The 12,467-nt window shown below is 68.5% G+C and carries 9 protein-coding genes; 7 read left to right on the forward strand and 2 right to left on the reverse strand.

Annotated elements, in window-relative coordinates:
• The first annotated feature begins 6 nt into the window (after positions 1-6).
• The 4 genes from ABB34_RS11640 (at position 7) to ABB34_RS11655 (ending at position 3,139) form a co-directional block, all read left to right on the forward strand.
• The gene (locus ABB34_RS11640; RefSeq protein WP_057641497.1) at positions 7-849 is read left to right on the forward strand and encodes a response regulator; all 843 of its coding nucleotides are present in this window, start codon (positions 7-9) and stop codon (positions 847-849) included.
• Positions 846-1,583, forward strand: coding sequence for a uracil-DNA glycosylase (ung, locus tag ABB34_RS11645; protein ID WP_057641498.1), 738 nt, complete (start codon positions 846-848; stop codon positions 1,581-1,583). The genes ABB34_RS11640 and ung overlap by 4 nt, the downstream gene beginning before the upstream one ends.
• A gap of 183 nt (positions 1,584-1,766) precedes the next feature.
• Positions 1,767-2,642, forward strand: coding sequence for an RNA polymerase sigma factor RpoH (gene rpoH / locus ABB34_RS11650; protein ID WP_057641499.1), 876 nt, complete (start codon positions 1,767-1,769; stop codon positions 2,640-2,642).
• 95 nt (positions 2,643-2,737) lie between these two features.
• The gene (locus tag ABB34_RS11655) at positions 2,738-3,139 is read left to right on the forward strand and encodes a GFA family protein (RefSeq protein WP_057641500.1); all 402 of its coding nucleotides are present in this window, start codon (positions 2,738-2,740) and stop codon (positions 3,137-3,139) included.
• Between the two features lie 6 nt (positions 3,140-3,145).
• Here the strand turns inward: ABB34_RS11655 and ABB34_RS11660 are convergent, their stop codons facing one another.
• Positions 3,146-4,441 (reverse strand): NAD(P)/FAD-dependent oxidoreductase, encoded by a 1,296-nt coding sequence (locus ABB34_RS11660; RefSeq protein ID WP_057641501.1) that lies wholly within the window; start codon positions 4,439-4,441, stop codon positions 3,146-3,148.
• A 133-nt stretch (positions 4,442-4,574) separates the two neighbouring features.
• On the opposite strand from ABB34_RS11660, the gene ABB34_RS11665 reads away from it, so the two are divergent.
• The gene (locus tag ABB34_RS11665) at positions 4,575-5,396 is read left to right on the forward strand and encodes an NYN domain-containing protein (RefSeq protein WP_057641502.1); all 822 of its coding nucleotides are present in this window, start codon (positions 4,575-4,577) and stop codon (positions 5,394-5,396) included.
• 62 nt (positions 5,397-5,458) lie between these two features.
• Positions 5,459-6,079 carry a glutathione S-transferase family protein gene (locus tag ABB34_RS11670; protein WP_057641503.1) on the forward strand — a complete coding sequence of 207 codons (621 nt, stop codon included), beginning with the start codon at positions 5,459-5,461 and terminating at the stop codon, positions 6,077-6,079.
• Between the two features lie 234 nt (positions 6,080-6,313).
• Here ABB34_RS11670 and ABB34_RS11675 read toward each other — a convergent pair whose 3' ends face one another.
• The gene (locus ABB34_RS11675) at positions 6,314-9,322 is read right to left on the reverse strand and encodes a TonB-dependent receptor (RefSeq protein ID WP_152979603.1); all 3,009 of its coding nucleotides are present in this window, start codon (positions 9,320-9,322) and stop codon (positions 6,314-6,316) included.
• Positions 9,323-9,900: 578 nt separating this feature from the next.
• Between ABB34_RS11675 and ABB34_RS11680 the strand changes: the two genes are divergently transcribed.
• Positions 9,901-12,345: a GH92 family glycosyl hydrolase gene (locus tag ABB34_RS11680; RefSeq protein WP_083490176.1), complete on the forward strand. Its 2,445-nt coding sequence runs from the start codon at positions 9,901-9,903 to the stop codon at positions 12,343-12,345.
• Positions 12,346-12,467 lie beyond the last annotated feature (122 nt).

Below are 12,467 nucleotides of genomic sequence, written 5' to 3' on the forward strand. Positions count from 1 at the left end.
GCGCGCATGCCCACGCACGAACTCAAGCACCTGATCAGCGACGCCCCCCGGGTGATGGTGGTCGACGGCTCCAAGCTGGTGCGCAAGCTGATTTCCGACGTGCTGCAACGCGAGTTGCCGGACGTGGAGGTCGTCGGCTGCGCCAGCATCGAGGAGGCGCGCGAAGCGCTCGCCGCCGGGCCGGTGCACCTGGTCACCACCTCGCTGGCGCTGCCCGACGGCGACGGCCTGGCGCTGGCGCGCAGCGTGCGCGACGCCGCCGGGCAGGCCTACGTGCCGGTGATCGTGGTCTCCGCCGACGCCCAGCAGCACCTGGAGCAGCGCCGCTTCAACGAATACGTCACCGACTACTTCGACAAGGCGCTGGGCCACGAGGCGCTGGCCGCGTTCATCCGCGGCTACGTGCAGCCCGAACCGATGCCCGGCGCCACCGTGCTCTACGTCGAGGACAGCCGCGTGGTGGCCGAGGCCACCAAGCGCATGCTCGAACGCCACGACCTGCACGTGGTGCACGTGCTCACCGCCGAGGACGCGTTCTCGCTGCTCACCGCCGAGTCGCTGGGCCGCACCGTGCGCCGCATCGACCTGGTATTGACCGACGTCACCCTCAAGGGCGAACTGAACGGCCGCGACGTGGTCGAGCGCGTGCGCATCGACTTCGGCTACGGCAAGCGCCGCCTGCCGGTGCTGGTGATGACCGGCGACAGCAACCCGCACAACCAGTCCGCGCTGCTGCAGGCCGGCGCCAACGACCTGGTGCAGAAGCCCATCGAGGAACGCCTGCTGGTGACCAAGGTGCTGTTCCAGCTGCGGCTGGCGCGCCTGTCGCAGCCGGCGGTGGTGCTGTGAGCGGGGCGGCGCCCAACATCCAGCTCGAACCGAGCTGGAAGGCCCACGTCGGCGACTGGCTGCTGCGCCCGGAAATGCGCGAACTGGCCGCCTTCCTGCGCCAGCGCAAGGCCGCCGGCGCGCGGGTGTTCCCGCCGGGGCCGCAGATCTTCGCCGCGTTCGACGCCACCCCGTTCGAGCAGGTCAAGGTGGTGGTGCTGGGGCAGGACCCCTACCACGGCTACGGCCAGGCGCATGGCCTGTGCTTCTCGGTGATGCCGGGCGTGCCGGTGCCGCCGTCGCTGCTGAACATCTACAAGGAGCTGGAGGACGACACCGGCGTGGTGCCGCCGTTCCGGCGCCCGGACCACGGCTGCCTGCTGCCGTGGGCGTGGCAGGGCGTGCTGCTGCTCAACGCGGTGCTGACGGTGGAGGAAGGCCGCGCCGGCGCGCACCAGGGCAAGGGCTGGGAGGGCTTTACCGACCATGTGGTCGACGTGCTCAACCGCGAGCGCGAAGGGTTGGTGTTCCTGCTGTGGGGCAGCTACGCCCAGCAGAAGGGCAAGGTCATCGACACCCGCCGCCACCGCGTGCTGAAGGCCCCGCACCCCTCGCCGCTGTCGGCGCACCGCGGTTTCTTCGGCTGCCGGCATTTCTCGCAGGCCAACGACTACCTGCAGCGCCACGGCCAGCCCCCGGTCGACTGGCGGCTGCCGCCGCGGGCGGAGCTGGAGGCCCGGCTCGCCGGAGCGTGAACCGGCTTGAATCCCGGTCATGCCGCCGCAACATCGCCTCTGATACGGTAGTGAAGTCGGGAAACCGAGGATGCTGGTGGTGTTGAAAATCCGGTCATTTGACGGAATTGGCGACAAAAGCGGAACACTGGAACTTTTTCTGTACCGGCCAGTCCAATAGCTTGGACTGCTAAGATGAGCCCCATGAACCCGAATACTTCTACTGCCCTTGTGGCAAACAATCTTCCGGTTCCCAGCGCGCTCGGCTCGCTGGATGCCTACATCGGCGCCGTGCACCGGATCCCGGTGCTGTCGGTGGACGACGAGCAGGACCTGGCGCGCCGCTTCCGCGACGAGCAGGACCTGGACGCCGCGCGCGAGCTGGTGCATTCGCACCTGCGCTTCGTGGTGCACGTCGCCCGCGGCTACAACGGCTACGGCCTGCAACTGGGCGATCTGATCCAGGAAGGCAACATCGGCCTGATGAAGGCGGTCAAGCGCTTCGACCCGGATATGGGCGTGCGCCTGGTGTCCTTCGCGGTGCACTGGATCCGCGCCGAGATGCACGAGTTCATCCTCAAGAACTGGCGCATCGTCAAGGTCGCCACCACCAAGGCGCAGCGCAAGCTGTTCTTCAACCTGCGCAAGTCCAAGACCCGGCTGGGCTGGATGAACGCGGCCGAGGTCAGCGCGGTGGCGAAGGACCTGAACGTCTCCGAGCGTGAAGTGATGGAGATGGAGTCGCGCCTGTCCGGCCGCGACGTCGGCTTCGACGCGCCCAGCGACGAGAGCGACGACCATGCGCCGCCGGCGCCGGCCGCCTACCTGGTCGCGCACGACGAAGACCCGTCGCAGGCCTACGAGCGTGCCGACAGCGAGGACAACCAGCTGCAGCTGCTGCGCGAGGGCCTGGCCAACCTCGACCAGCGTTCGCGCGACATCATCGCCCGCCGCTGGCTGGACGCCGACAGCAAGGTCACCCTGCAGGAGCTGGCCGACGAGTACGGCGTGTCCGCCGAGCGCATCCGCCAGATCGAGGCCAATGCGCTGAAGAAGATGAAGGCGCTGTTCACCGCCTGAGTCGCGGTGCCGGCGTTGCACGTCTGCTGGAAAGGCCCGGTCGTACCGGGCCTTTTCCGTTTCCGGGCACGATGCCCAGCCATAAGGGGAATGCCATGAAGGGAACCTGCCTGTGCGGCGCCATTGAAGTCACGGCCTCCGACCATGCCGGCGTCGGCCTCTGCCATTGCGCGACGTGCCGGCGCTGGTCGGGCGGGCCGATGTTCGCGGTGCACTGCGGCAGCGATGTGCGCTTCGAGGGCGCGCAGCCCAGCGCCTATCGTTCCTCGGACTGGGCCGAGCGCGGCTTCTGCCCGGCTTGCGGTACCCACCTGTTCTATCGGCTGTTGCCGACCGGCGAGTACATGCTGCCGGCCGGGTTGTTCCAGCAGCAGGAATTCCGGCTCGAAAGCCAGATATTCATCGACGAGAAGCCGGCGTTCTACGAACTGAGCAACGACACCGAAGTGCTGACCGGCCAGCAGGTGTTCGAGCGCTTCGCCTCCGGCAACGGCTGACGTCGTTCACTCCCGCGGCGGCGGATCGCCATCGTGCGGTTCGCCATCGGCATCGCCGAAGATGATCCGCGCGCCGCGCTGGTAGCTCCAGTAGGCGACCGCCCAGTTGAGCAGCACCACCAGCCGGTTGCGGAAGCCGATCAGGAAGAACACGTGCGCGGCCAGCCAGAACCACCAGGCCAGCAGGCCGGAGAGCTTCAGCCGACCCATGTGCACGATGGCGGCCATGCGCCCGATGGTCGCCAGGTTGCCCTGGTCGCGATAGCGGAACGGTGGCGGCGCCGGGTGCTGTTGCAGCCGCGCGCGGATCACCGCGGCCACGTACCTGCCCATCTGCTTGGCGGCCGGCGCCACGCCCGGCACCGGGCGGCCGTCGGCCTGCGCCAGCGCGGCCAGGTCGCCGGCGACGAAGACCTCGGGGTGGCCGGGCAGCGTCAGGTCCGGCTGCACCTGCACGCGGCCGGCGCGGTCCAGTGGCGTGTCCAGCGTGCGCGCCAGCGGCGAGGCGGCCACGCCGGCGGCCCAGACCACGGTGCGGGCAGGGACGAACCGCTCGCCGAGGTGGAAGCCCTCGGCGTCGATGGCGGTCACCGGCGCGCCGGCATGCACTTCCACGCCGAGCCGCTCCAGCTGCCGGCGCGCCTTCAGCGACAGCACCTCCGGGAAGCTGGACAGCACCCGCGGCCCGGCCTCGACCAGCCGCACCTTCGCCGAGGCCGGATCGATGTGGCGGAACTCGTTGCGCAGGGTGTGGCGCGCGATCTCGGCCAGGGTGCCGGCCAGCTCGACGCCGGTGGGGCCGCCGCCGACGATGGCGAAGCTGAGCCAGGCCGCCTTCTTCGCCGGGTCGGGTTCGGCCTCGGCCTTCTCGAAGGCCAGCAGCAGCCGGCGCCGCAGCGCCAGCGCATCGTCCAGCGTCTTCAGGCCGGGGGCGTGCGGCGCCCATTGGTCGTTGCCGAAATAGGCATGGGTGGCGCCGCTGGCGACCAGCAGCAGGTCGTAGTCCAGCGTGGTGCCGTCGCGCAGCCGCACCTGGCGTTGGTGCTTGTCGATGGCATCCACCTCGCCGAGCCTGACCTCGACGTTGCGCTGCCGGCCGAGGATGTGCCGCAATGGTGCGGCGATGTCCGGCGCCGACAGGCCGGCGGTGGCCACCTGGTACAGCAGCGGCTGGAACAGGTGGTGGTTGCGGCGGTCGACCAGGGTGATGCGCAGCTTCGCGTTGGCCAGCGCGCGGGTGGCCCGGAGGCCGGCGAAGCCGCCGCCGATGACCAGCAGGCGGGGAGGGCGGTCGTGGGGCATGCGGTACTCCGGTGGGGGCCGGCGGATGCCGGTTGGAGGGCGTGGACAACCGGCCGCCATCATCGCATGGGGTGCGCATGCTCGGGCCGATGGTCGATACTGGCTCCGAGCCGAATGCCGTGGAGGGAATGCCGTGTCCGATCCCGAAAAGCGTATCGCCCTGCTGATCGACGCCGACAATGCGCCGGCGGCGAAGATCGACGAGGTGCTGGCCGAGGTGGCGCGCTTCGGCGTGGCCAACGTGCGCCGCGCCTACGGCAACTGGAAGAGCCCGCGGCTGAAGGGCTGGGAGGCGGTGCTGCACGAATACGCGATCCGCCCGATCCAGCAGTTCGCCTATTCCAAGGGCAAGAACGCCTCGGACATGGCGATGGTGATCGACGCGATGGACCTGCTCTACGCGCGCAACCTCGATGGGTTCGCCATCGTCTCCAGCGACGCCGATTTCACCCCGCTGGTGATGCGGCTGCTGACCGACGGGGTGAAGGTTTATGGCTTCGGCGAGAAGAAGACGCCCGATCCCTTCGTCAACGCCTGCTCGCAGTTCACCTACCTGGAGGCGCTGGGGCAGGGGGATGCCGGCCGGGCAGCGGCGGATGCGGGGCAGCCGGGGCATGGCGAGGCCGCCGCGGATGCGCCTGCCGCGCCGGGCGGGGCACAACCGCCGATCCAGCCGCGCCCGGGCAACGAATTGCGCGGCGACACCCGCCTGCTCAACCTGCTGCGCGGCGCGGTGGACGCGGCCGCCGACGAGCAGGGTTGGGCGGCATTGAGTGCGGTGGGCAACCAGATCGGCAACCGCGCCTCGTTCGATTCGCGCAACTACGGCTACCGCAAGCTCAGCGACCTGCTCGCGGCGATCGGCCTGTTCGAGCTGAAGAAGGACGACAAGTCCACACAGGTACGGGTGCTGCCGAAGAAAGCCGCCAAGGCCGCCAAGGCGGGCGCGGCATGACGATGACGGCGGCCACCCCGGCGTATGGTGCGGGTCCTGCGTCGGTCACAACGGGAACCGGGATGCTGAAGATCTGGGGACGCCGCAATTCGAGCAACGTGCGCAAGGTGCTGTGGTGCGCCGAGGAAATCGGCCTGCCTTATGAGTCGATCGAGGTGGGCGGTGCGTTCGGCGGCACGCAGAGCGCCGACTACCGGGCGATGAACCCCAACGGGCTGGTGCCGGTGATCGAGGACCACGGCCTGCCGGTATGGGAATCCAACGCCATCGTCCGCTACCTGTCGGCGCGCTACGCGCTGGGCACGCTGTACCCGGAAGACCCGGCATTGCGCGCGCAGAGCGAGAAGTGGATGGACTGGACCATATCGAGCTTCGCCGTCGCCTTCCGCGACCTGTTCTGGGGCGTGGTGCGCACCGCACCGGCCGACCGCGACGCCGCGCGCATCGACGCGGCACTGGTGCGCTGCGGCGAGTTGCTGGCGCTGGCCGATGCCGAGCTGGAGCGGCAACCGTGGCTTTCCGGCGAGTCGTTCGCGATGGGCGACATCCCGCTGGGCGCCTTCGCCTATGCGTGGTTCGAGATGCCGATCCAGCGCCCGGACCTGCCGCACCTGGCCGGCTGGTATGCGCGCCTGCAGGCGCGCCCGGCTTACCGCAAGGGCGTGATGACGCCGCTGACCTGAGGCTTGCCGGAATGCCGTGGATGCGGGGCTTGCCCCGCATGATGCGCTCCCGGTGAAGCCCATGCGGGGCAAGCCCCGCATCTACGAGTAGGCCGGTGCCACGCCCCCGGCGATGCTTGCCCCCGTGTCGGGGGATAACCCGCTCCCACGAGCCATGAGTGGGCTGGTGCACAAACGACGACAGCCGCCTGTACCAGCGCGGCTGTCGACGTGGGCTGCCCCGAAGGGCAGGGGTCAGAACTTGTAGTTCAAGCCGAGGTAGACGACACGACCGGCATAACCGTTGGAGTAGAAGCGGTTTTTGGTGTCGTTGCCCAGGTGGGTACGCGTCTCTTCCTTGGTCAGGTTCAACACCGAGGCGCTCAGGCTGAGCGCCGGGGTGACGTTGTAGGCGGCGTTCAGGTCGATCTGCTGGTAGGGCTCCTGGTAGAGGTTCAGGCCGCTGACCAGGCCCTGCACCACTTCGCCACGACGGTTCCACGAGGCACGCAGCAGCAGCTTCTCCACTTCGTAGAACACGGTGAAGTTGGCCTGGTTCCTGGCGCTGCCGACCAGCGGCGACTTGCCGATCTCGGTGCCGTCCTCGAGGGTGATGGCCGCTTCGTTGGTGTCGTTCCAGGTGTAGTTCGCCTGGAAGCCCAGGCCGAAATCCAGCGTGTGCTGGGCATAGAACTCCGCGCCCTGCGAAACCGCGTCGCGACCGCCGGCGGTGGTCGAGTAGTTCTGCACGACCACGGTTTCGCCACCGATGTCCTGCGTCACGTCCTGCACCACCGGCACCGAGAAGTTGCTGACGTCCTTGCGGAACAGGTCCAGGCCCACCACCGAGCCGGGGCGGAAGTACCACTCCAGGCCGATGTCGTACTGGGTGGCCTTGTAGGCCTCCAGGTTCTTGTTGCTGCCCGAGCCGTACCAGCCCTGTTCGCCGGCGCCGCCGGTCAGGCGGCGATCGTTGACGTATTCGGGGCTGAAGTATTCCAGGCTGCCCGGGGCGGCGATGTTGCCGTAGCTCGGGCGCGAGATCACCTTGGAGGCCGCCGCGCGCAGCAGCAGGTTCTCGCTCAGGTCATAGGCCAGGTTGAAGCTCGGCAGCACGTCGGTGTAGGTGCGCTCCAGGCTGCTGACCGCGAAGGTCTCCGGCCGGGCCACGCTGTCCGAAAGCCGCCAGTAGCCCTCGGTGCCGCAGTAGGTACGGTCGGGCGCGCCGCCCGGTACCGCATCGCCCGCCTGGCACGCCAGCGGATCGCCGTTGGCGTCGTCGTAGAAGTAGTCGTTGTAGAGGGTGACCTTGTCGGTGGAGTCGGCGTGCTGGCGGGTGCTGACCACGCGCACGCCGACGTTGCCGCGCAGGCGCTCGGTGCGGAAGTTGGCCTGCAGGTAGGTGGAGTAGATCTTTTCGTCGACGTTGTAGACGAAGTTGTCCTCGTTGCGGGTCTGCATCGGCCCGTAGGTCTTGTTCAGGTAGGCGATGTAGGCCGGGTAGTCGATGGCCGGGAACGCGCTGGCATTGATGCCGCCGGCCAGGTTGCCCATGCCGTACAGGAAGTCGGGCGAGAACTGCAGGGCCAGGTCGTTGCAGCCGCCGTTCCAATAGCGGTTTTCGTAGTCGCTCGGGTCGGTGCCCGGGCAGGCCCAGTAGCTGTTGCCGGTGCTGCGGTGGATGCCGCCATCGCGGTACTTGACGCCGAACTGGAACGACTCGAAGAAGCCGGCCTCGGTGTGCCAGGTGGTGTCGATCTGGGCGTACTTCTGCTCGTTGGTGTTGCGGGTCCAGGACGAACCGGTGGAGCCGAGGTCGACCTGCAGGATGCCGTCCTTCAGGTTCTGCATCAGCTCCGGCGAGAACACCATCGACGGGGTGCCGGTCAGGTCCCAGGAACTGGCCAGGTTGCCCAGGCTCCAGCTGCCGTCCGCATTCTGGCGGCGCGGCTTGAGCGGCAGCGAGAACTGCAGCGAAGGACCGCCCTTGGCCCAGGTGCGCCCGCCCTTGAAGGCGACGTCGACCGACTCGCCGCGCCATTCGGCCGAAAAGTCGACGGTCTGCGACAGTGCCTTCTCGAGGTTGTAGCTGCCGGTGATCTGCGGGGTCGGGATGGTGCAGTCATCCGAGCCCCAACCGCCCGGCGCCATGCCGGCGTCGGCGGCCTCGTCCTCGCTGCAGTAATAGGCCTTGCCCGGGTGCAGGCTGTAGTCGGCGCCGGTGACGATGGTGCCGCTGGGATCCATCGTCATCCCGTCGAGCAGGCGCCCGCCGGCCCAGTTGCCGTCGCCCCAATAGCGGGCGATGTTCCATTCCGGCACCTTGATGGTGTGGGTCTGGGAGTCCTGCGACAGCTCGAAGCGGAAGTAGTTGGCGGTCAGGGTCAGGTTGTCCAGCGGCTTGAACTGGAAGGTCAACTGGCCGCCCTTGCGCTCGCGTTCCTCTTCCTTGACGTCGAGGTTCACCGACGTCGGCATCATGAAGCCGGTGTAGTACTTGCCGTTCTGGTCGTAGAAGCCGGTGCCGCCCCACCAGTTCGAGTTGAAGTCCGAAGGGTTGCCGTTGACGTCGACCGCGGTGCCGCCTTCATCGCGGCCATACCACTGCCAGCTCTCGGTGCTGGCGCCCATCGTGCGGGTGGTGCGCTTCTGGTCGGTATAGCCGACGAACACGCCGAAGCGGTCGTCCTTGTCATGCCAGGCGTACGAGGCGGAGAGCTGCCCGTCGGTCTTTTTGGTGGTGTCGGCCCGGGTGCCCTCGACGGAGACGAAGCCGGTATTGGATTCCATGTCCAGCGGACGGCGGGTGTGCAGGATCACCGTGCCGCCGATGCCGCCCTCGTCGATGCGCGCTTCCGGCGACTTGAACAGTTCGGCGCTGCCCAGCATGTTCGACGGCAGCAGCGTGTAGTTGAACGAACGGGTCGGGTCGCCGTTGGATTCGGCGGTGGCGATGTAGTTGCCGTTCAACTCGGTCAGGGTCAGCTCCGAGGACAGGCCGCGCACGCTGACGTTCTTGCCTTCGCCACCACTGCGGGTGACGATCACGCCCGGCACGCGCTGCAGCGCGTCGGCCACGTTCTTGTCGGGGAACTTGCCGACGTCCTCGGCATTGATCACCTCGACGATCGCATTGGCGTCGCGCTTCTGGTCCAGGCTCTTCTCGATGGCGTAGCGATAGCCGGTGACGGTGACCGCGTCGAGCGTGGTGGCGTCGGCGTTCTGGGTGCCGGCCTGCTGTGCGAAGGCGCCGGCCGGCAGCATTGCCGTGGCGACCAGTGCGGCCGTGATGGCCGCGGACAACGCATGGCGGCCGTGCGTGCGTGACATCTGTTTCATTCCGCTCTCCCTCTCCTGGATTGAAGTCGGTAACTGCACGAAGGTATTGAATCGATCTAAATTTGAAGCCGGACGAGGCGGGTACTTCGCCTGCCCCCGAAGGGGCGGTCCGACCCGTGGTTGTCCTGCAATCGCCGTCGAATTGATTTGGATCGATCTAAACGATTGGTGCGAAATTTTTAACACAGTGCCGGGGCCGACGCATGTTGCTGCGCAATATGGCGCTGGTCCCGGAGAGGCCGGATGAAGGGGAAGGGCCGGCCGATCCTGCCGGAAGGGCAGCGCCGCGATCAGGCGCGGGCAGAGGCGCGCCGGGCCGTGGATGTTGCGTTGCAGAATGCATCGGCCGAAATGGCCATGCTTTACTTGGATCGATCTAAATTCACTGGTGCCCGGCACTCTCCCCGTCCCGCAAGGGCGGGCCGGCCATCAACGGCCCGGCATTGCCGGGCCACCCTATCGCCGCACCGACATCGCCCCAGAGAATCCAGCCCGTGAGCCGAATGCCGTCCGCCACCGCTTCCCGTTTCCGCCGCCCGCTGGCCGCGGCCGCCTGCCTGCTGGCGGTGTCGCTTGCCCCGCTGTCGCAGGCCGCCCCGGCCACGCCCGAGCGCGAGGTCAACACCTTCATCGGCACCCAGGACGACGGCAATACCTTCCCCGGTGCGTCGGCGCCGTTCGGATTGATCCAGGTCAGCCCGATTGGCCTGCATTACGCCGGCTGGCGCTATGACGAGGAGAAGATCCTCGGCTTCGGCCACTCCTTCGTCTCCGGCGCGGGCTGCTGGGAACAGGGCGGGCAGGTGTCGGTATTGCCGGTGACCGGCAGCATCGCCCCCGGCGGCGATTTCGATACCGGCGATGCGAAGAGCTTCGACCAGAAGCGCTACGGCGCGCGCTATACCCACGATGGCGAGGTCGGCCAGGCCGGCTACTACAGGGTGCGCCTGACCGACTACGGCGGCATCGACGCCGAGGCCACCGCGCTCACCCGCGCCGCCGCCGAGCGCTACACCTTCGCCGCCGATGCCGGCAGCGGCCACGTGCTGGTCAACGTCAGCCAGGCCAACAACCGCCACCGCGTCACCGGCAGCCAGGTGCGCGTGGTCGGCGACCGCGCGGTGGAAGGGCAACTGACCACGCTCAGCTTCTGCGGCGGCCACCAGTACACCACCTGGTTCCGCATCGAGTTCGACCGCCCGTTCAAGGCGTTCGGCGTCTGGGGCCAGGCCGGCGGCACGCCCGGCGCGCGCTTCAGCATGGAAAGCGAGCACGACCCGTACAACGGCGCGTGGCTCAGCTTCGACCTGGAGGACGGGCGCAGCGTCACCGCGATCAGCGCGATCTCGCACGTGGACATCGAAGGCGCGCGCGAGAACCTGCGCCGCGAGGGCAGCGACGGCAACGGCCGCCTGCTCGGCTTCGACGCCATGCGCAAGCGCGCGCAGGCCGACTGGGCGCGCGAGTTGTCCAGCGTCAAGGTGCATGGCGGCAGCAAGGACGAGCGCAGCGTGTTCTACACCGCGCTGTACCACGCCCTGCTGCAACCGATGACCGGCAGCGACGCCGACGGCCGCTACCGCGGCTACGACAACGCCATCCACGTGGCCGACGGCTGGACCTACCACGAGTATTTCTCGCTGTGGGACACCTACCGCAGCCAGAACCAGCTGCTGGCGCTGCTGCGCCCGCAGCGCGCCCGCGACATCGGTCGCAGCCTGCTGGCGATCGACGCGCAGGGCGGCTGGCTGCCGCGCTGGGGCTATGCCGACTTCGACAGCAACGTGATGACCGGCGACCCGGTCACCCCGTTCCTCGCCGACCTGTGGCGCTACGGCGCACTGCAGGGCATGGAGCAGGAAGCGTGGCAGGCGCTGTGGAAGAACGCCGAAGGCGTGCCGCCGCTGGAATCGCGCCACGAGGGCCGCGCCGGCAACGCCAACTACCTGAAGGACGGCTTCGTGTTCTACGACCGCACCTTCCCGGCCAAGGGCATGGACGTGGATCCGCACCAGGGTGGCTCGGCGACGCTGGAATACGCGCTGGCCGACTGCGCGCTGGCGCCGATGGCCGCCGCGCTCGGCCATGCCGATGCCGCCGCGACGCTGCGTGCGCGCGCCGGCAACTGGCGCAAGGTGTGGGATGCCGACCTCGCCGAGGCCGATACCGGCTTCGCCGGTTTCCCGCGGCCGCGCATGCAGGGCGGCGAATGGTTCACCCCGCCCACCGGCAGCTACGACCCGCGCTCGCACTACGGCTTCCACGAAGGCACCAGCTGGCAATACCAGTGGCTGGTGCCGCAGGACCTGCCGTCGCTGGCGCAGGCGATGGGCGGGCGCGAGGCGATGGGCAGGCGGCTGGACGCGTTCTTCGCCTACGACGAACTGCTCGCCGACCCGGAAGGCGCCGCGCGCAAGGCGTGGGTGGCCGGGCCGTACAGCTACTACGGCCAGTACCGCTTCAACCCGAACAACGAGCCGACCATGCACGTGCCGGGGCTGTACAGCCTGATTGGCCAGCCGTGGAAGACCGCCACCGTGTTGCGCGCGGCGCAGACGCTGTTCACCAACGCGCCCAACGGCGTCACCGGCAACGACGACCTCGGCACCATGTCGGCGTGGTACCTGTTCGGCGCGATGGGCTTCTCGCCGCTGATGCCCGGCAGCGGGCAGATGCTGCTGCACCCGCCGCGCTTCGACCGCATCGACATCGCGCTGGAGAACGGCCGCACCCTGAGCGTGCGCGCGCCGGGCGCCAACGACGGCGTGCGCTACATCCGCTCGGCCAGCCTCGACGGCAAGCCGCAGGCGGCGACGTGGGTGGACGTGGGCCGTTTGCAGCAGGGCGGCACGCTGGCCTACGCGCTGGACGCCACGCCGGATACACAGGGGTGGGGAACGCATGTTGCTGATGCCCCGCCGGCGTTGTGCCCGGCGGTGGTGCAGTGAGCTGTGGATGCTCCCTTCTCCCTCCGGGAGAAGGTGCCCGAAGGGCGGGTGAGGGGCGAACGTAGTCCGTGATGGTTGATCATTCGTACTCCATTGCCCCTCACCCCAACCCCCGCTCCGCG

The sequence above is a fragment of the Stenotrophomonas daejeonensis genome (assembly GCF_001431505.1).
GTDB classification, from domain to species: Bacteria; Pseudomonadota; Gammaproteobacteria; order Xanthomonadales; family Xanthomonadaceae; genus Stenotrophomonas; species Stenotrophomonas daejeonensis.